19 protein-coding genes are annotated in these 18302 nt (G+C 53.3%); 9 read left to right on the top strand and 10 right to left on the bottom strand.

Annotated elements, in window-relative coordinates; translation table 11 throughout:
* Positions 1 to 2 precede the first annotated feature (2 nt).
* The 3 genes from KW808_RS03440 to KW808_RS03430 are packed head-to-tail and all read left to right on the top strand — an operon-like array spanning position 3 to position 1707.
* Complete coding sequence (locus tag KW808_RS03440; RefSeq protein ID WP_003860744.1) at positions 3 to 452, top strand: lycopene cyclase domain-containing protein; 450 nt, start codon at positions 3 to 5, stop codon at positions 450 to 452.
* The gene (locus KW808_RS03435) at positions 449 to 841 is read left to right on the top strand and encodes a lycopene cyclase domain-containing protein (RefSeq protein ID WP_003860742.1); all 393 of its coding nucleotides are present in this window, start codon (positions 449 to 451) and stop codon (positions 839 to 841) included. The genes KW808_RS03440 and KW808_RS03435 overlap by 4 nt, the downstream gene beginning before the upstream one ends.
* 2 nt (positions 842 to 843) lie before the next feature.
* Positions 844 to 1707, top strand: coding sequence for a prenyltransferase (locus KW808_RS03430; protein ID WP_003860740.1), 864 nt, complete (start codon positions 844 to 846; stop codon positions 1705 to 1707).
* An 8-nt stretch (positions 1708 to 1715) separates the two neighbouring features.
* Here KW808_RS03430 and KW808_RS03425 read toward each other — a convergent pair whose 3' ends face one another.
* Positions 1716 to 2579 (bottom strand): ferredoxin family protein, encoded by an 864-nt coding sequence (locus KW808_RS03425; RefSeq protein ID WP_003860737.1) that lies wholly within the window; start codon positions 2577 to 2579, stop codon positions 1716 to 1718.
* A 162-nt stretch (positions 2580 to 2741) separates the two neighbouring features.
* Here KW808_RS03425 and KW808_RS03420 point away from each other — a divergent pair, with 162 nt between their 5' ends.
* Positions 2742 to 3380, top strand: a complete 639-nt coding sequence (locus KW808_RS03420) for an AMIN-like domain-containing (lipo)protein (RefSeq protein WP_034983919.1) — start codon at positions 2742 to 2744, stop codon at positions 3378 to 3380.
* 4 nt (positions 3381 to 3384) lie between these two features.
* Here the strand turns inward: KW808_RS03420 and KW808_RS03415 are convergent, their stop codons facing one another.
* Positions 3385 to 4965 (bottom strand): Y-family DNA polymerase, encoded by a 1581-nt coding sequence (locus tag KW808_RS03415; RefSeq protein ID WP_003860732.1) that lies wholly within the window; start codon positions 4963 to 4965, stop codon positions 3385 to 3387.
* Positions 4966 to 4973: 8 nt separating this feature from the next.
* Entirely contained in the window at positions 4974 to 5765 is a 792-nt protein-coding gene (imuA', locus tag KW808_RS03410) for a DnaE2-dependent mutagenesis accessory factor ImuA' (protein WP_003860730.1), read from the bottom strand.
* A gap of 163 nt (positions 5766 to 5928) precedes the next feature.
* On the opposite strand from imuA', the gene KW808_RS03405 reads away from it, so the two are divergent.
* The 3 genes from KW808_RS03405 (at position 5929) to KW808_RS03395 (ending at position 9135) form a co-directional block, all read left to right on the top strand.
* A complete protein-coding gene (locus KW808_RS03405; RefSeq protein WP_003860728.1) occupies positions 5929 to 7392 on the top strand; it encodes an ApeA N-terminal domain 1-containing protein in 1464 nt (487 codons plus the stop codon).
* A 287-nt stretch (positions 7393 to 7679) separates the two neighbouring features.
* Entirely contained in the window at positions 7680 to 8153 is a 474-nt protein-coding gene (locus KW808_RS03400) for a hypothetical protein (protein WP_003854591.1), read from the top strand.
* Between the two features lie 538 nt (positions 8154 to 8691).
* Positions 8692 to 9135, top strand: coding sequence for a hypothetical protein (locus tag KW808_RS03395; RefSeq protein WP_034983570.1), 444 nt, complete (start codon positions 8692 to 8694; stop codon positions 9133 to 9135).
* Positions 9136 to 9202: 67 nt separating this feature from the next.
* Here the strand turns inward: KW808_RS03395 and KW808_RS03390 are convergent, their stop codons facing one another.
* From KW808_RS03390 to esrS, 3 genes are read right to left on the bottom strand one after another with little or no spacing between them, the layout of a single operon-like run.
* Positions 9203 to 9529, bottom strand: coding sequence for a hypothetical protein (locus KW808_RS03390; protein WP_003860723.1), 327 nt, complete (start codon positions 9527 to 9529; stop codon positions 9203 to 9205).
* Positions 9529 to 10221, bottom strand: coding sequence for a two-component system response regulator EsrR (gene esrR / locus KW808_RS03385; RefSeq protein ID WP_011896826.1), 693 nt, complete (start codon positions 10219 to 10221; stop codon positions 9529 to 9531). The genes KW808_RS03390 and esrR overlap by 1 nt, the downstream gene beginning before the upstream one ends.
* Before the next feature lie 42 nt (positions 10222 to 10263).
* Complete coding sequence (gene esrS, locus KW808_RS03380; protein ID WP_074506756.1) at positions 10264 to 11406, bottom strand: two-component system sensor histidine kinase EsrS; 1143 nt, start codon at positions 11404 to 11406, stop codon at positions 10264 to 10266.
* Positions 11407 to 11570: 164 nt separating this feature from the next.
* On the opposite strand from esrS, the gene esrI reads away from it, so the two are divergent.
* Positions 11571 to 12749, top strand: coding sequence for a two-component system EsrSR regulator EsrI (gene esrI / locus KW808_RS03375; protein ID WP_003860715.1), 1179 nt, complete (start codon positions 11571 to 11573; stop codon positions 12747 to 12749).
* 296 nt (positions 12750 to 13045) lie between these two features.
* Here esrI and KW808_RS03370 read toward each other — a convergent pair whose 3' ends face one another.
* The 3 genes from KW808_RS03370 to serR all read right to left on the bottom strand — a co-directional run bounded on the left by KW808_RS03370 (position 13046) and on the right by serR (position 16120).
* Entirely contained in the window at positions 13046 to 13489 is a 444-nt protein-coding gene (locus tag KW808_RS03370; protein WP_003860713.1) for an imm68 putative immunity domain-containing protein, read from the bottom strand.
* Positions 13490 to 13630: 141 nt separating this feature from the next.
* Positions 13631 to 15202 carry a glutamine-hydrolyzing GMP synthase gene (gene guaA, locus KW808_RS03365; RefSeq protein ID WP_003860710.1) on the bottom strand — a complete coding sequence of 524 codons (1572 nt, stop codon included), beginning with the start codon at positions 15200 to 15202 and terminating at the stop codon, positions 13631 to 13633.
* A gap of 6 nt (positions 15203 to 15208) precedes the next feature.
* The gene (gene serR, locus KW808_RS03360; protein WP_003860705.1) at positions 15209 to 16120 is read right to left on the bottom strand and encodes a serine-binding transcriptional regulator SerR; all 912 of its coding nucleotides are present in this window, start codon (positions 16118 to 16120) and stop codon (positions 15209 to 15211) included.
* A 90-nt stretch (positions 16121 to 16210) separates the two neighbouring features.
* Here serR and KW808_RS03355 point away from each other — a divergent pair, with 90 nt between their 5' ends.
* Complete coding sequence (locus KW808_RS03355; RefSeq protein WP_003860703.1) at positions 16211 to 17113, top strand: EamA family transporter; 903 nt, start codon at positions 16211 to 16213, stop codon at positions 17111 to 17113.
* Here the strand turns inward: KW808_RS03355 and KW808_RS03350 are convergent.
* Entirely contained in the window at positions 17110 to 18234 is a 1125-nt protein-coding gene (locus KW808_RS03350; RefSeq protein ID WP_003854573.1) for a GuaB3 family IMP dehydrogenase-related protein, read from the bottom strand. The two genes, KW808_RS03355 and KW808_RS03350, sit on opposite strands and share 4 nt — an antisense overlap.
* Positions 18235 to 18302 lie beyond the last annotated feature (68 nt).

The following is an 18302-nucleotide window of genomic DNA, read 5'->3' as shown; positions in this document are numbered from 1 at the left end:
TTTTGATCCCTATCATCGATATTTCCCACAATGAGCAAGATAGCGATATTTTTATGGCCTTTATTTATCTAGGGACTCTCCTAGTTCTCATTGGGTGCATGGCTTTGTGCGACCACCGTTGGAAGCTAGCATTCTTCCGCCATCCGTTAAGGGCAATGGCTTCGGTAGGTGCTGCATATATCGGATTTCTTTTATGGGATATATTTGGCATTATTACTGGCACTTTTTATCGCGGAGACTCAGCGTTTATGTCCGGTATTAACCTTGCACCCCATATGCCCATTGAAGAACTTTTTTTCCTATTCTTCCTCTGCTACATCACCCTCAACCTTACCTCGGCAGCAGCATTATGGCTTAACGCGCCACTGCCTAAAAAACCCGGTAAAAAGTCTCCCCCCGCTCCACAGCACGATACTTTCCAAGCGACTACCACTCCCGAGGTTGAACCATGACTTATGTTTTTATAAGCATTCCTTTTTTAGCAATAGCCATCGTCCTATTTGCCTTAAAGCTGAAGTCTGGAACACCTAAACTTTTACCAATCGCCGCCGTCAGTGCCCTTACCCTATGTTCTCTAACTATCATATTTGATAACCTCATGGTTTGGGCTGATCTCTTTGGATATGGGGATACCCAGCATCTTGGGATTTGGCTCGGTTTAATCCCCCTAGAGGATCTTTTCTATCCGCTTTTCGCAGTACTTCTGATTCCTGCCCTATGGTTGCCTGGAAACATGTTTAAACGCAGGAAAAGACGTCCACACCATTCCTTACCCACCAGAACCAACCGAAGCATCAGTACTAGATCCGCCACCACGCAATCTGAGCCAGAAAAGCCGTAGTCATGATGAAAAAAATAAGACTAATTCTTTTGTCATCTCGCCCCATTAGCTGGGTCAATACCGCCTACCCTTTTGGTCTGGCGTACCTATTAAATGCAGGAGAGATTGACTGGCTGTTTTGGCTAGGCATAGTATTTTTTCTTATCCCGTATAACATCGCCATGTATGGCATCAACGATGTTTTTGATTACGAATCTGATATACGTAATCCCCGCAAAGGCGGCGTCGAGGGGGCTGTGCTACCGAAAAGTTCCCACAGCACACTGTTATGGGCCTCGGCTATCTCAACAATTCCTTTCCTAGTTATTCTTTTCATATTTGGCACCTGGATGTCGTCTTTATGGCTGACAATCTCAGTGCTAGCAGTGATTGCTTATTCAGCGCCGAAATTGCGTTTTAAAGAACGCCCGTTTCTCGATGCCCTAACATCTTCTACTCACTTCACGTCACCTGCATTAGTCGGTGCCACGATCACTGGAACATCTCCTTCAGCAGCGATGTGGATAGCACTGGGATCCTTTTTCTTGTGGGGCATGGCCAGTCAGATCCTTGGCGCAGTACAGGATGTTAATGCCGACCGGGAAGCTAGTCTGAGCTCAATTGCCACTGTAATTGGTGCTCGCGGAGCCATTCGGCTTTCAGTAGTACTTTATTTACTAGCTGCTGTTTTAGTCACTACTTTGCCTAATCCGGCGTGGATCATCGGGATTGCGATTTTAACTTACGTATTTAATGCCGCACGATTTTGGAACATTACAGATGCCAGTTGTGAACAGGCTAATCGCAGTTGGAAAGTTTTCCTCTGGCTAAACTACTTTGTTGGTGCTGTGATAACGATACTGCTGATGGCCGTTCATCAGATATAACTCTGCTTTTATCCGATCAGTTCTGTAACTTGCCTAACCACCCACGCTTTTCCAGTTTTCGGCTGATCACCACACGAGGACACCACGCCGTCGACCTCGATGCGTTCAAGCTCCACAACCCACGTGCGCCCATCGGGATGAGTAACCAAAACAGAATCATCTTCGAATTCAACCTGCAAACTCGCAGGAGCAACCGCCTCGCCGAAAGCTTTCGCCACGGCAATTTCTGCAACCTGGCCACGAGCATCTAAGGTTCCTCGGCCACGGTTGCCCGGCAGGAAGAGTTTGTTGTCCAACGCGCCTTGGAAAAGCTGCACGGTTTCGGCCTCATCAAGTAGGCCATAAGAGTAATTCCACGGCATGAGCAGCATCGATGGCGCGAACCGGTGGCCCTTGGTGTGCGAAGCCTCCCACACATGCAGCGGCCCAAATTGTGGCTCCACGGCAGCTGCCAGCGGACGCCCCTTGATCGCGCAGCACACATCGCGCTTCGAGTGCGTACAGATCAGCAACATCGGATCGTCCATGCGCTGCGCATTATTTTTGCCCGGCCCGCTTAAATCAAGGTCCAAAACATCGGCCGGCGAGTCCACCACCAGGTGCTCAATAATTGAGGCCTCAGCAAAAACGAGAAAAAGATTATGCTTTTCGACGTTTCGCCCCTCCCGCCCCGGCTTCCTAATTAATTGCAGACCCATTCCGGAAGCTTTCAGGTGCCTCTTCAATTGATCAGTCAACTCAGGATCAAATGTTCCGCCATCTAAAACATCGCGGCTCCACGAGCCAGCATGTTCAAGGAGAACAAACCCAGAACCTGTTTTTGCCGTTCCCGGCAGGGGTTCAACATTGACGTCAGAACAGCGAAGAGTCATGTCCTCTACCCTAGTATCGCCGCCTCCATCTGATGTCTGGGGTGTCTGTAATTTTCACGTCTCCTGGCGTTTTTAAGACGAATTACAACAATTCGTTCACGATTAAGCCAAATTGGGCGTCTTGCTTAGGTTTCGGGGGTGACCCAGGGTTACGGTGTGTGCATGATTGTGCAGCCAACTTCTCATTCAAAGCATCGTGCCCGCCTGAAGACTCTAGCGATTGTCGGCGCTAGCGCGTTGACTCTTGCGGGTTGTGGAACCTCCAATTCCACCACCAACGATGCTTCTTCTGTAACCCAAACTATGTCCGCGACTGCGGATGGCGCACAGTTGTCCAATGAAGCCTCCACTGGCCCAACTGCTTTGGGTGAAGCCGATGTTGCTATGAAAACTCTTCGACCTGAGGCCCCTGCACAGCTCATGGTCACCGATGTTCGGATCGGTTCCCACAATGGTTTTGACCGCGTGGTGTTTGATCTCACCGGCGAGGGCAGCCCTGGTTGGTTTATTGATTACACCTCCAACCCCACCCAGCAAGGTAGCGGAAATACCATCAACTTCTCTGGCGACACTGCGCTGAACGTGAACATCGATGGCACTGTTTATCCTTTTGATTTAGGTCTTGAGGATCCAGCGATCGGCACCGTGGATGGTTCCGGCAGCATCGTGTCCCAGGTGGTAAGCGCAGGTACTTTTGAGGGTCGCTCCCAGTTTGTCATCGGACTTAACGGCAAGCACCCATACTCTGTTACTGAGTTGCAAGATCCTCACCGTCTCGTTGTGGATGTTCTAGCGCAGTAGTTTTCTAATACGTGGCCTCAATTCGCCACTTGTTGTCTTTCCACATCAACAACCACGCGCTCAACTGCCTTTCTTCAGATACAGCCCGCCCCACCACTTGGAGGCGGGCATATTTTGTACCCGTTTTCTCCCACCACCTATCATCCACCGGCCACGGCCCAGCCCACGCGGTGATTAAATAACGGGCCGGCCCCCACGACAAGGCATACGGTGACGAGCTGAGCAATGCCTCTGCGGTGACGTAAATACGCTGCCCTTCTGTATCAATCATGGTCACTTGCGAGGCCGGGTGGTTGATCCCACCGCCCAACCGAGCAGGCAGCGGACCTGGTATTTTCCCTGGCCACGACCCCGATGGATTGCGGATAGCATCACGTTTTTCACCATAGGGAACAAAATGAATGCGTTCTTCTACTCCCCGACCACCAGCCGGAACAGGCTGCAGCACCGCATCCACGCCCAAGCTTGATTGCACACGCTCAATGACTTGTCTGGCCACATGCTGCTGGCTGCGCCCCGTATCCCACAATCCGCCGCTGGCCATATCCGGTGGCACACATTCCAAAGGAATAAGCCACAACGCCGTAATCCCATCGTGCTCATTCGGATCATCGGAATGCGCACCGCGCGCAGTCAACCAACCATCCAACTGCCAACGCACCCGATCCGCAGTTGCCTGTTCCGTTAAAGGTTCACCGGTACGCCAAATTCTGCTCACCGTATCACCAGTACTGAAATCGGCTGTGACCTTGAGCAATTGGCACACCACGCCACCTTTGCTCAGCAGTTGATGCAGGCGCGAGGCAAGGTTGCGCGCAACAAACGAGGCGGCGTCGACACGCAAAATAGGCTCCTCCGGCACATGCGAAACCTCCCAATCTGCATGCGTGATCGGTGGCGCGACCTTACGATCGTGCCTGGCACGCGCAATGTTGTGACACCGCAGACCAGCGTTGCCGAAACGCGTCGCCACGGCTTCTACAGGCAGTTCCGCCAGCTCACCGAGCGTGCGCATGCCCAGATCCGCCAGCGCGCGCACCACCTCCGCCTCACAACCCAGCGCTTCCTCGGCCGCCAGCACGCCCAGGGGTTGCTGCTGTAAAAAGCTTCTCGACGCCTCCCTCTTCACCACAGTCCCACCATTCGCCCTCGCCGCGATGACGGCCGTCGTGATCTCATCCGCAACCCCGGCGAAAACGTCGATGCCTTGGCGCAGGACGGCGTCGATAAGCATCTGAGCAGCGATGTCCTCTGAACCGTAATAGCGCGCGGCAGCTCCCGCATCGACCGCGACCAGACCCGGACGAAGCACCTCGACGCTGGAGGCAACCTCACCGAGCGATGCCACGATGCCCTCGAACATCCGGGCATCACGATCTGCATCCGCGTCAACAACCTCCAGCTCAGGGCACACAGCCTGCGCCTGCCGAACCTTCATCCCACGACGCACCCCACGCTTGCGCGCAGCCACGCCACACACCTGGATGCGGTAATGCGCAGCAATCGCCACAGGTTTATTGTGCGCGGGAGCATCTTCATCCAAATGAACCGCCTGCACAGGCCAATCCGGAAACCACAATGCCATCACCCGCGTCATGGGACCGCCCGCAACGTTGTTGGCTGTTCAGGTTCAAGCAATGCTGCATCCTGAGGCCTACTAATCAGGACTTTTCCGCTGCGCACACCGTGAGTTTTCGACACCGCCCGCACCTGCATTTCAACGCCACGAATACGCCCACTACCTGCACCAATTCCAACATAATCAGTGATCTCTGCATCCACCGACAGCGCCGGCGCCGCTACCTTCGTGCCAACCATCACCAACGCAGCAGTCCCCTGTCTCAGCTTTCCCAGCAGTGGTCTAGCCCTAGTTGGCGACAGTGAAATCTCCGGGCCTTTGTACACGACCACATCCAGCCCCTCACACAGCACCGCTGCCACATTCAGTGGCTCCGTACCAGGATTTGGAATAGCAATGATGTTCTCGCACACACCTCCGGAATCAATCACCCCAGCGTAAGCCAAATCCTTCCACCCAATCACCGCAGCGTGTCCACCCTGGGCAGTAATATGAGCCAGGAAGTCCACCACCACAAGCGGCTGTTCAACCAAATGAGTAACCGCACGACGCGGCAAACCACCCCCAGGGAAAAGACCAGAAAAAGCGGAAGGAACTGCAACTATGTCCTGTTTTTCGGCGAGAGAATCCTGCTTTTGTTCAGCACTTTCTTCCACCGACGGCTCAAACTTTGGCACCGCAGCACCCATGGTGGACATGCGTGAACGCAACGCATCAATGCGCTCCGCTCTACTTAATCCCGAAAGGTCAGGGAGCGACACCGGAGTGCCATCTCCCCACAACTTTCGAACACCTGTTCCACTCATGAGTTCCAGTAAACACTCATTTTCAGCGGCGTGCAACAAGCCTGTTCGGGAGGGGCTGGTGTGAGAAAAGGGGTGGTTGTTACACCCGTTTAACAGGCCCCCTAAGAAAAACATTTCTTTAGATAAGCTAATGACAAAAAGTATCCAAAATTGAGGATTTTAGATGCATAAAGAATATCTAGAGCAACTTATTGCAGGAGAGCCACTTAGCGGATTCCTCTATACAAATGAAGGAACTAGTAGTTTCAGAATTCCTGGATGCTTGACTCTCAATCCCAATGGTCAGGTAGTCATGAAACTCATCCTGGAGGAAGATTCACCGATAAAAGCAGGAATAGATAAAACCACACTCGCTGTAGTAAATGGGCAAACAGTCCCCCCACAAGAGATCCCTCAAATCGGTTTCTTTGAAAGCATAGGCGGAATTCTTACTCTCATACAGACGGGTTCTCCCTTTCAATGGAGGCACCTCGTGGGTCGACCAATCGAATTTAACTTTTCTCCTCAGTACGTAGTCGCCGGGACGCTGTTAGAAGATTACTGGAAGACACCTGCTTCACTACGCGCCGAAATCGGTGGGCTAGCTCAATGGATGCACGATGTACACATAACCAGATCAATTTCACTAAACAGTGAAAAAGATGAACGGACTGGGAATGAAAAGGTTCGTTTGGAGACAATCGATTTTCCGTCTTTCCGGTATAAATTAAATGCACCTAAAACTGATCAGATAATCACCATCAGACCACTAAAAGAGCACTTTCGAAGTCGTGATACTGATGAAATTGGCATACGATTCCGAACAGTAGTTGAAACTGAAAACGACTCGGCTTCCACTTGGGAAGAATTTTTACATTCACTCAATCGATTTCAGGATTTAGTGAACTTACTTTCCTGGAGATCATTCACATCCAGTAATTTAGAAGGAGCATTCTTTCAAAATCCCGATAACAATTTAGCGTTCTGGGAGCAGTTAGGAATAGAACCACCGACACCGGTAGGTCCGTGGCTAAAACTCTTCAATAGCCAATTCCCCGCAACCTTCGGTTCGCCGAAAAAAAGACAATCAACCGAATTCATTCTTCCCTTTGCGGACTTTAATGAAGAGAGCTTAACAAAGTGGATTCAATTGCGAGAAGAAAAAAGCCATCCACTAGAGCTATTTCTACAAGTAATTAATCAGCCACAAATGGCACCGTCAGTCAAGGCGCTTCAGCTTGGTGCTGGATTAGAATCTCTCGGTTTTAAAATAAGGGAAGCTAAAACATCAAAGAAAAAAGCAGACAAACTACATGCTCGTCAACTTTTTGAGCTTGTTGCCGAACCTGCACTACGTATCTTCCCTGATGAATTCGAAACGTGGGCAACAGATGTAAATGAAGCTTATCAAGCAATGAAACACCTAAACAGAAAGCTACCTTTAACATCAAAAATAGCCGAAACAAATGATAGAACAAGTCTCATCGTACAAATCTGGCTAGCTAACGAACTTGGAGCCTCAGATAGTTCGATCAAAGCCTATGTTCAGGAGCAGCCACGATTACGTTCAAGGTACGCCAAAATACCGGATCCTTCTTTCCTTCACCTTGACAACACTGATGAAATCAGCACAGAGCTCCGTTCATAAAGCCGCTCGTTTTCCTTTTCAGCAAAACTGAATGGATGTGGACAAATCAGTACCAGCCAAGGTGATCTACCCCTGTTCAGTAAACACCTTACGATGATCCCAACAGATCCTAGTACCATTAATGCGCAAACGACCTTGACGTCAGCTCCTGTGTCTAGGCAACCGGATACTTAAACCCAGATTCAACCTCTATTTCGGGTCTCAAAACCCAGTCAAAAACCAGTCCTAACAACCCCATGTATCCGACATCGTCACGCTATCCTAGGTGAAGAGATATAGTTATTTTCATGAAAACAAGCTGGAAGTTTCCTGCGTTCCTCACTGTGGCCCTATCCTTGAGCTCAATTATAGCTGGCTGCTCAAACAGCACTCTGGATCAAGAGGCTGCTCCTGTAACAATCACTACCACTTCTATCTCAACGCAAGTCACCACCGTCACTGAAACTGTCGAGGTAGAAGCTTCAGCTATTCCTACCCCTGAAGAACAAACTGCAGCAACGGTGGCAACAACGCCAATACGCGTTAGCCAGCAAGATCAAATCTATGGCCAGGTGATACGTGGTTATGGAGTAGATATTACTGATGAACAAGTTTCCCAGGTGGGTGGTCCTGTATGTAATTCTTACGATGCAGGTGGCGGGTTAGATGCAGCCCTTGGAATCGTTGAATCCGTCACAGGGTATACCGGATGGCAGGCCACAAAGATTGTCCAAGGAGTTGTTGTTGGTCGCTGCTCCCAATACGCAGATCTGACTTATTAAACTCTCTTTAACTGTGCACCCTCCTATTTTTTGGGTGCGCCTCATCTACTGACTCTTAAGTGCCAACAGAATAGCCTCAATCGTGAAGATGAACGCTAACAAGCCACGGTGCTATTGCAATCACGAAGTCCGATAGCTGTGTATATAGGTTGGCCAGAGACTTAAACCTGCGACCATAATAAAAACCGTTAGTGCTGAAAGCACAAAAGTTTTCGGTAAATCCCCCAAAGCCCCCCATCTCTAGAAACTCATAGAGGTCCGAACCCCACTGCCTCAATTAAAGATCCGCGAGGACACACTCTGCGATCTTAGTAACAAGCCAAGCTTTCATTTGTTATTCACAAATTCATGCAACTCGTGCTGCTAGAGATTCTCAGGTAAGACCACCGCAAATAGGGTTCAGACTACAACCCCGACACGATCGATACCTGCCTTTTCGCAGTTATCCCCTTTAAATTAACTGCCTGAATCAAAGCATCCAAGACCATTAAAGACCTACACCACATCTCCTACTGAAGTCTCCGATACTCTTAGAATTATGGATCCGATGAACAGCTACAACACCATGAAGTCCCACGTCACCCCAATTCCAACGCCGGTGAGCGTGCGGCTGAGTAGCTCGGTATTAGTAGGTGCTGCCATCGCTTCATTAACCACTGATCTAGCCCCAGCAGTGAAATTTTCTGTCACTGGAGTTGGTCTGGCGCTAGCCCTGCTCATCGCTTTCGCGCATCCTTACCGTGGGGAGATGAGGATGTACCGCTTCCAAAACAATATTTCCCCAGTCCCCACTATCGGCCAGGTCATGCCACTATTTTTCACATGGCTGGCGCTGATGCTTGCACCGATTATTTCAGGAGCGCCATTGTGGGCAACGATTCTAGTGTTCCTGGCAGCTACCGCCTGGATGTATCTCACGTTCCCCCACGTGGATGGCAGCCGGAAGCTGGCGTTCGCTGAAGGCCCCCGCCGTAACACCTAAGCGGTTCTCGCTTCAGCACATCACCTAAGCAAAATACCTACAGCAAGTCCACCTACCCAAGCAGAAACTAGAAGCCCCTCTTCTTTTTCTGCTTTTCTTGTTCTTCTAGGACCTGTTTGTTGCGGCGCCCCATTTCGATCAACTTGAGGTTTGCCCAGTTGTAGAAGCTGTGGCCGAGGATGAAAATCGCCCAGATGAAGAACAAAATAGGGATCGCGTACCAGTATGAGAAACCGGATTGCCACATCACCAAGACGGTGAAAATAACACTGAACAGCAGTGTTCGGGTGGGTTGGAAGGTGAATTTCGCTTGGCTTTGATCGATCTGTTTATCAGCCGAAGCTGACCTCCCAGCCCCACCCCGAGAACCAGCGCCACTCTTTTTAGCCGCCATTAGTCAAGATCCCTCGAGTGAGCCCACCGGGTCAACGCGTGGCGGTTGGATTGCTGGGTTTTTCGCAGAATGTTTGAGGCGTGGGTTTCCACGGTTTTAACGGAAATGAACAGTTCTTTGCCGATTTCTTTGTAGGTGTAGCCGCGGGCTAACAGGCGGAGGACTTCGAGTTCGCGGCGGGTGAGGGCGTCGACAACTGGGTCGTCGAGGATTTTTCCGGATTCTACGGCGGCGTCTTTTTCGGGTGCGTCAACAATGCCTGCGCCAGCTGCGGAGTCGGGTGCGGCGAAGGCGTCGAGGACGAAGCCTGCCAGGCGTGGTGAGAAGAATGCGTCGCCGGATTTCACGCGGTTGATGGCTTCGACGAGTTCTTCACCGGAGATCGATTTGGTCACGTATCCCCTGGCACCGCCACGGATGATGGCGATGACATCTTCAGCTGCGTCAGAGACACTGAGTGCCAAGAAGATGGTGTCCACATCGGAGTCGTTGATCTGCTGGAGCACTGCGAGGCCGCCGCCGTCGGGCATGTGGACGTCGAGAAGCACGACCTCTGGTTTGCTTGCCTTGATGCCGGCTACGGCGTCGGCCACCGTCCCTGCTTCGCCGACTACTGTGACGGCGTTGCCTAGTTCTGCTTTGACGCCGGAGCGAAACACGGAGTGGTCATCGACCAAAAACACATCAACCATGCCTTTCAGGTTACAGCCCCGAAGACACGCGCGTACGACCAACTACACATCCATGGTGATTGCCACTTCGGTGCCTTCGCCGATTTCAGATTTGATGCGTACTTTTCCGCCGGCTCGTTCGACGCGGCCTTGGACGGATTCGGCGAGTCCGTGGTGCCCATCGGGGATGTTGTCGGGGTCGAATCCTGCACCGCGGTCGCGGACGAAAATGTTCAGTTCGCCGAGCATGATTTCGGCGTACACATCGGCGGTTTCCACGCCGGCATGCTTGGCCACGTTCACGAGTGCTTCGCGGACTGCCATCACCGCTGCCTGCGTTTTCTCAGTCAGCGCTTCATCGGTTCCCACAGTCACAGGCACGATACGCAGGGCGTAAATATCCTCGACTTCACCGCAGGCGCGCTCCAACGCAGTAAAGACAGTGCCGGTTGTTTGAGGTGTTTTATCTTGGGAATCAAACAGCCATTGACGCAGCTCGCGTTCCTGCCCGCGGGCCAGGCGGGCGACTTCGGCGGGGTCGTCGGCACGCTTTTGAATCAGCGCCAAGGTCTGCAGTACCGAATCATGCAGGCGGGAAGCAATATCTGCGCGCTCAGCAGCTGCGGCTTTTTCCGCGCGCTCCTCGCCCAGCTGATCCCACATCCGCACCCACAGCGGAACGCCCAGCGCAGCCACACCCACCAGCGTGAGCACCACGGCCACCAGCGCCATGACGAAGCCGTCCTGGGTGCTCCAATTCATCACGATCAGCACGATTGCCACCAGCATCAGCACACCGCCGGTGGCAATGATCAGCAGATTCGGGCCGGATTCCACCCCGCGGTCATACGCCAGCCACACCATCAACAGGCCCACACCAACCACGCCGATGGGCACCAACGTGCCCACCGCGAAGCCGGTGCTCAGCATCACCGACGCCGCAGCACCACCGATAGCGAGCAGCACCAGGCACCACGACACCCAGCGCTTGCTTGTCGACGCCTCCCCACTCCCCTTTTTCTCAATGCGCGTAAAAATCCAAATCAAGGCATACGCAAAAAGACCCGCACCGCTCAGCAACGCCGCAAAAATCAGCAGCGCACGAACCCAAAACACCGACACATTAAGATGCTTTGCCAGCCCCGATGCGACACCCGCAACAACCCGGCCATCTCTTGACCGGGTAAACGTGGGATATAAAGGCACCGCTTGCCCCGCAGGTTGCGGAGTGTAAGGCGTGGGCGTGTTACTCATATCTTCGATCATGTCATGCCCCTGCGACACCAAACCATCGGGGAAGACCCTGAACGCCACCTTTTCAGGGCTTTCCCCCATTCACTTATCAGCCTCAACACTCCACAATAGAGTCTATGAGTACTTTTCAGGAGCCCCACCACAACCAGGGATTCATCCCTTTTGCCCAACCTGGTTATGAAGCTCCAACACCACACCTTGCAACTGGTACTTTTCAGCAAATGTGGCAGACCCGCCCCGCACGCATTCCTGCCAAGCAAGGTGGTCACGCCAAAGTAGCTGGTGTCTGTGAAGGCATTGGTGTGCGTTATCAAATCGACCCGGTGCTCATTCGTCTATTTTTCGTGGTCACTGGTGTCTTCGGCGCCGGTGTCGCAGCCTATCTCATTGCATGGCTGTGCATGCCCCGCTACTCCGTTCCGGTCTCCCCCATCGAAGCTCTCTGGACACCGGGCCACCCCAAAGATCGTACCCACGGCTGGTGGCTGGTCATCGCGTTCTTTATGTTCTCAGGTGTTTTATCCTCCGGCGCTGGAGGAATATTCGGCCCAGCAGCAGCCATTACTTACCTTTGCCTTTTAGCCATGTGGTGGGCGTTGCATAAGAAACAACCACTTCCACCCCGCGGACTACTCACCACTGAATTCACTGTTTCTGAGGATGCCACCATGAAAAACGAAGATCTCTACCCACAACCCCAACCAGATCTAAGCACTATCACCCCCGTTGAGGGCTACTATGCACCCTTCGCGCAACAAACCCCCGAAGCGCCTCATTGGGATCCACTTGCCCAAAACCAATACAACACCTGGGATGTACAAGTCCCTCCACAAAAGCCTCAGAAAAAGCGCCATGTGTGGCCATGGATTGTCGGCGGTGTAGTTGGTACCGGAGTTGTCATGAGCGCCCTCGCAGGCCTGTTTATTTCAAATATCGATCCCATCTACTTTGAAGACGACCCTGGAATCGGCGATGTCAATCTCATCCCCACCAACGATGAACTCCTCAGCAGCTACACCTCTGGCGTGGGTGAAATGAACCTCGATTTCAGCCACCTCACCCAATTGGATCAGGAACAAAACATCCAAATCACCTCAGGGATCGGCGAAGTCATGGTCACCCTGCCCGATGATGTGCCCGTGAGCCTAAGTTGTACCGCCGGTGTGGGCACAGCGCGCTGTGATGTTGGAGATCTCACCGCCCACAATGCTGATCTAGAAGGTCCAATGCTGAATCTGGTTGTGAACTCTGGAATTGGCGATGTGAACGTGGAATTCGCTGATCAGAATGACTAGCCCGACCCTATGTGAGTAGTCGATTTAGCAAAACCAGACACGCGTGCCAAGAACTTCCTTTTGCTTGAAGTTTTGGCACGCCTGTCTGGCTCCAAGTCCTCATAACCAAACACACGTGCCAAAGATTCAGATTTTTGAGGACCTTTGGCACGCCTGTCTGGTTTTGCAAAAACAATCAAAAATTCCACCCCAGGGCCGATAAAAAGTGCCCTCTCAGAATCGATTCTAAGAGCCTCCCAGCCTCACTTGGAGGCATCTACTCAACTGAAGAATCGGACTCCTTAAATGGGAGACAATTAGTCCAGCTGTCCGCGCAGCTCTTCACTCAAGTTGGCAAGCTCAGACAGGTCATCCTCATCGAAGCGATCTGCTGCTGCGTGGTCTTCTGGGGAGAGCGCAAAATACTTCAATGCGGTGTTGATTTGGGTGTTCTCCTTGGATTCAACATGCAGCCGGATCGATTTATCAGCTCCCCCAAGCTCACCCAGATTCACGCCACCTGTTGCTTTGTTTTCAGCCATCAACACGGATAGCGCTGCAACCAGCAGGAATGCGTCGCCGTAGCCGTCAATCTCAGTGTCGGTGTAGTTTCCCGAGAGTCCGTCTAAACCTAAATCCCCGAACAGGGTGTGAACCTCAATGGGATCGCCGGAAGCTTGTGCCAGGTATGAAACGAGTGCTGTGGCTTCTTCGGTTTTTCCAAAGTGGGGTGCCCAATAGGTTTCTAGGATTTCGCTCATCGGGTCTCTCCTGCTTTCTGATTTGGCAATAATAGAATCATTCCCAGCATACGCCCAAAAAGTTCCAGAAAACCCGGAGAAATGGGAAAAGCGACAATCTCCAATAAGGTGATTGCCGCTTAACGAAGGCTCATTTAAGGCCTACTCCCATTCGATGGTTCCTGGTGGCTTGGAGGTTACGTCCAAAACCACGCGGTTCACATCTGGAACTTCGTTGGTGATGCGGGTGGAGATCTTCTCCAGAACCTCGTATGGAAGTCGAGTCCAGTCAGCCGTCATGGCGTCTTCGGAAGACACTGGGCGCAGCACGATTGGGTGTCCGTAGGTGCGGCCATCGCCTTGAACACCAACAGAGCGGACATCTGCCAGGAGGACTACTGGGCACTGCCAGATCACTCCGTCAAGGCCAGCTGCTGTCAGCTCGGTGCGTGCGATCAGGTCAGCGTGGCGGAGGGTTTCTAGGCGATCTTCGGTGACTTCACCGATGATGCGGATACCAAGTCCTGGTCCTGGGAATGGCTGGCGGCCAACGATTTCCTCAGGGAGGCCAAGTTCACGGCCAACGGCACGAACTTCGTCCTTGAACAGATCACGCAGTGGCTCAACGAGCTTGAATTCCACGTCGTCTGGCAGTCCACCGACGTTGTGGTGGCTCTTGATGTTTGCGGTACCAGATCCACCACCGGATTCCACGACGTCTGGGTACAGGGTGCCTTGAACCAGGAAGTCCACGGTGGAACCTTCTGGTGCATCTTCCAGCACACCGGCAACTGCGCGTTCGAAGGAACGGATGAATTCAGCACCAATGGCTTTGCGCTTTGCTTCTGGTTCGGTAACGCCTGCAAGCTTGGACAGGAATGCTTGACGCTCATCGACGGTAACCAGCTTGGCGCCGGTTGCTGCGACGAAGTCCTTTTCAACCTGCTCGCGCTCACCGGCACGAAGCAGACCGTGGTCAACAAAGACACAGGTCAAACGGTCGCCAATAGCGCGCTGAACCAGTGCACCTGCGACTGCGGAGTCCACACCACCGGAAAGGCCACAAATAGCGCGGCCATCTTCGCCGATCTGCTCGCGGACCTTCTCGATGAGTTCTTCAGCGATGTTTGCTGCGGTCCAGTTTTGCTCTAGACCTGCGATCTCAGTGAGGAAGCGGGTCAGAACTGCCTGGCCGTGTGGTGAGTGCAATACCTCTGGGTGGTACTGCACGCCAGCCATTTTGCGTTCCTTGTTTTCGAAAGCTGCGACAGGCGCACCTTCGGAGGACGCGGTGACTACGAAACCTTCTGGGGCTTCAGAGACGGCGTCGCCGTGGCTCATCCACACCTTGTGGCAGGCTTCGAGGCCTTCGTGGAGGACGCCACCGGCAACGTTGATGTCGGTGCGTCCGTATTCGCGCTTACCGGTGTTGGCAACGGTGCCACCAAGCGCGTGGGTCATGGCTTGGAAGCCGTAGCAAATGCCAAATACTGGCAATCCGAGATCAAGAATCTCAGCGTCAAGGGATGGTGCTCCCTCGGCATACACGGAGGATGGGCCACCGGAAAGGACGAGGGCTGCTGCATTTTTAGCGCGCACATCGTCTGCGGTGGCGGTGTGCGGGATGACTTCGGAGTAGATGCCGGCCTCACGCACACGACGTGCGATCAGCTGCGCGTACTGTGCGCCGAAGTCAACGACGAGTACTGGGCGATGATTTGTCTGAAGGCTCACAAGAACTCACTCTACTAGACGAGCCTCCAAATAAGATTCTTTGGCCACATGGGCGAGGGTTCGTCGAAAAGCTTTAATGGCTGGATGCCTCTGGCGCCCTTCCCTGACCGCGGTGTAGAGCGTGCGCGTGGGGTTGTCGGGCAGCGGCTGAATGTGCACGCCTTCCAGCATCGGGGTGAGCAGTGTGGGGGAAAATGTCACGGCCAAGCCGCTGCGCACGAGGTGTGCTTGGAGCATGGGATCACTGGTTTCAAAGGTCACTCGGGGCTCAAACCCGGCGCGCCGGCAGAGCCGGTGGACCCAGTCGCCCGCGGGAAGGTCGGGTGGATCGATGGCGATGGGGATGTCGCGGAGTTCTGGCAGGGTGAGGCCGGAGTATGGGCCGCTTGCTGGGGTGACGAGCAGCATGGGGTCTTCGAAGAGGACTTCGCGGTGAATGCTGGCCTCAACAAGGGGGACTTCCACGGGGTATTCCTCACCGAGTGCGACGTCGACGCGGCGGGCGCGGAGTTCTTCGAGCGCTGCGGTGACTTCTAGTTGGGAGATTTCTACTTGCAGGTGTGGGTATTTCTCGGTCAGGCGCGCGATGGCTTTCGGGGCAAGGGTGAACAGCAGGGATTGGAAGGAGGTGACTTTCAGCGTTCCGGATACTTCAGACATCGAATCTAGGACGGCTGCGCGGGCGTGATCGACTGCTGCCATGATCGCATGTGTTTCTGAGGCCAACACTTCGCCTTGTTCTGTGAAGTAGAGGTTTCGGCCGCTTTTTTCAAAGAGTTTCACACCAATTTCTTTTTCCAGCAGCGCCATTTGTTGGGAGATGGCAGAACGACTGTAGTTCATGGATTCCGCCACGGCTGTAATCGTTCCCAGGCGGTGGAATTCCTGCAGGATGTGTAAGCGGTTGAGATTGAGCACGACACCTCCAAAATTGTTCAGTATTACTTAACTATAGTTGGCTGTTTTTCGAGCTAGTCCTTAAAGGTTTCTTTGGCAATAATCAAGGGCATGAATAAACAGTCCGCTGCAGTGTTGATGGTGATGGGTTCCGCCCTATCCCTGCAATTTGGTGCTGCCATTGGAACGCAGCTTTTCCCCCTCATCGGCCCCTGGGCTGTCACCTCTTTAAGGCTGTTCATCGCAGGCTTGATCATGTGCCTGGTGATCCGCCCGCGACTTCGTTCCTGGACTAAAAAACAATGGATCGCCGTGCTGCTGTTGGGATTATCTCTTGGCGGAATGAACAGCCTGTTTTACGCATCCATCGAACTCATCCCGCTGGGCACCGCCGTGACCATTGAGTTCCTCGGCCCCCTGATTTTCTCCGCGGTGTTAGCCCGCACGCTGAAAAACGGATTGTGCGTGGCTTTAGCGTTTCTCGGCATGGCACTGCTGGGTATCGATTCCCTCAGCGGCGAAACCCTTGACCCACTCGGCGTCATTTTCGCAGCCGTCGCAGGAATCTTCTGGGTGTGCTACATCCTGGCATCAAAGAAAATCGGCCAACTCATCCCCGGAACAAGTGGCCTCGCCGTCGCACTGATCATCGGCGCAGTAGCAGTATTTCCGCTGGGTGCCACACACATGGGCCCGATTTTCCAGACCCCAACCCTACTCATCCTGGCGCTTGGCACAGCACTTCTCGGGTCGCTTATCCCCTATTCGCTGGAATTATCGGCACTGCGCCGACTCCCCGCCCCCATTTTCAGCATTCTGCTCAGCCTCGAACCGGCATTCGCCGCCGCCGTCGGCTGGATCCTGCTTGATCAAACCCCCACCGCGCTCAAGTGGGCCGCGATCATCCTTGTCATCGCGGCCAGCATCGGCGTCACGTGGGAGCCTAAAAAGATGCTTGTCGACGCGCCCCTCCACTCAAAAACGCAACGCGAAGAGGCGAGTACACACACCTAGTTAACGTGCAGGCTTACCTTTTGGAAGCTCTTCAAATCGGTGTAGCCACACTTAGCCAGCGCACGCTTTAATCCACCTTCGAAGTTTTCCACACCCCACGGCATCGTAGACGGACCATGCAGAATCTGCTCCAAGCTTGGTGCTTGTTCATCCAAGTCCACGGACTCAGTGACCACACCGCGTGGGAAACGAGGGTGCGCTGCCACTGCTGGCCAGAAGTAGCCCTTTCCAGCAGCTTCTTTAGCGCGAGCCAACGGTGAACCCAGCACCACAGCATCTGCGCCACAGGCAATAGCCTTGACTACATCACCGGAGTTTTCAATGCTTCCATCTGCAATGATGTGCACATAACGACCACCGGTTTCATCCAGGTAATCACGGCGTGCCGCAGCGACATCGGCAATCGCAGTGGCCATGGATACCTCCATGCCCAAAGCTAGGCTGTTGGTGTTCTCGCCGCCACCGACGATGATGCCCACAGCACCGGTACGCATCATGTGCAGCGCGGTGGTGTAATCGTTCACGCCACCAGCGATGACAGGAACATCCAAAGAACCGATGAATTCCTTTAGGTTCAGGGCCTCTCCACCGGTGTTGACGTGCTCTGCAGAGATCAGGGTGCCCTGGATAACCAGCAGATCAGCACCTGCCTTGATGACGATTGGTGCGATCTCACGAACATTTTGTGGAGACACGCGCACAGCAACGATCTCACCGGAATCACGAACCTGCGCAATGCGCTCACTCAGCAGCTCAGTATCCAGTGGCGCTGCGTGCAGCTCCTGAAGAGTGCGAGTGGCTGCAGCCTGGTCGCCTTCCTCATACGCAGCAATCACCTTTGCGATCGCCTCATCGAGATCAGCATGGCGACCCCACAGACCCTCAGCGTTGATCACGCCAAGGCCACCCTGCTTGCCCATTTCAATGACAAACTCAGGGCTTGCCAATGCATCACTTGGGTGATTCATGAACGGCAGATCAAACTTGTAGGCGTCAATATGCCAAGTGGTGTCGACATCTTTGGATGAACGGGTGCGGCGGCTAGAAACGACAGAAATATCGTCCAAGCTGTAGGTGCGTCGTGCCTCACGGCCGATACCGATTTCAACGTGGTCACGCATTGTGACGGGCCTCCCTTAAATGGTCGTATACGACGAAGACTTTACCCGAGATACGCGACACAACCAGA

The sequence above is a fragment of the [Brevibacterium] flavum genome (genome assembly GCF_019317305.1).
In the GTDB taxonomy this organism is placed as follows: Bacteria; Actinomycetota; Actinomycetes; order Mycobacteriales; family Mycobacteriaceae; genus Corynebacterium; species Corynebacterium glutamicum.
The sequence above is the reverse complement of the archived record's forward strand: the minus strand, read 5'-3'. Positions and strand labels throughout refer to the sequence as shown.

Coding starts and splice junctions, on each gene's coding strand:
- KW808_RS03400 (WP_003854591.1), top strand. CDS start 7,680: ATGAAAACAAGCTGGAAGTTTCCTGCGTTCCTCACTGTGGCCCTATCC.
- KW808_RS03430 (WP_003860740.1), top strand. CDS start 844: ATGATGAAAAAAATAAGACTAATTCTTTTGTCATCTCGCCCCATTAGC.
- KW808_RS03395 (WP_034983570.1), top strand. CDS start 8,692: ATGGATCCGATGAACAGCTACAACACCATGAAGTCCCACGTCACCCCA.
- esrR (WP_011896826.1), bottom strand. CDS start 10,221: ATGGTTGATGTGTTTTTGGTCGATGACCACTCCGTGTTTCGCTCCGGC.
- KW808_RS03405 (WP_003860728.1), top strand. CDS start 5,929: ATGCATAAAGAATATCTAGAGCAACTTATTGCAGGAGAGCCACTTAGC.
- KW808_RS03350 (WP_003854573.1), bottom strand. CDS start 18,234: ATGCGTGACCACGTTGAAATCGGTATCGGCCGTGAGGCACGACGCACC.
- KW808_RS03355 (WP_003860703.1), top strand. CDS start 16,211: ATGAATAAACAGTCCGCTGCAGTGTTGATGGTGATGGGTTCCGCCCTA.
- KW808_RS03420 (WP_034983919.1), top strand. CDS start 2,742: ATGATTGTGCAGCCAACTTCTCATTCAAAGCATCGTGCCCGCCTGAAG.
- KW808_RS03390 (WP_003860723.1), bottom strand. CDS start 9,529: ATGGCGGCTAAAAAGAGTGGCGCTGGTTCTCGGGGTGGGGCTGGGAGG.
- imuA' (WP_003860730.1), bottom strand. CDS start 5,765: ATGAGTGGAACAGGTGTTCGAAAGTTGTGGGGAGATGGCACTCCGGTG.
- KW808_RS03435 (WP_003860742.1), top strand. CDS start 449: ATGACTTATGTTTTTATAAGCATTCCTTTTTTAGCAATAGCCATCGTC.
- KW808_RS03415 (WP_003860732.1), bottom strand. CDS start 4,965: ATGGCATTGTGGTTTCCGGATTGGCCTGTGCAGGCGGTTCATTTGGAT.
- KW808_RS03370 (WP_003860713.1), bottom strand. CDS start 13,489: ATGAGCGAAATCCTAGAAACCTATTGGGCACCCCACTTTGGAAAAACC.
- esrI (WP_003860715.1), top strand. CDS start 11,571: ATGAGTACTTTTCAGGAGCCCCACCACAACCAGGGATTCATCCCTTTT.
- KW808_RS03425 (WP_003860737.1), bottom strand. CDS start 2,579: ATGACTCTTCGCTGTTCTGACGTCAATGTTGAACCCCTGCCGGGAACG.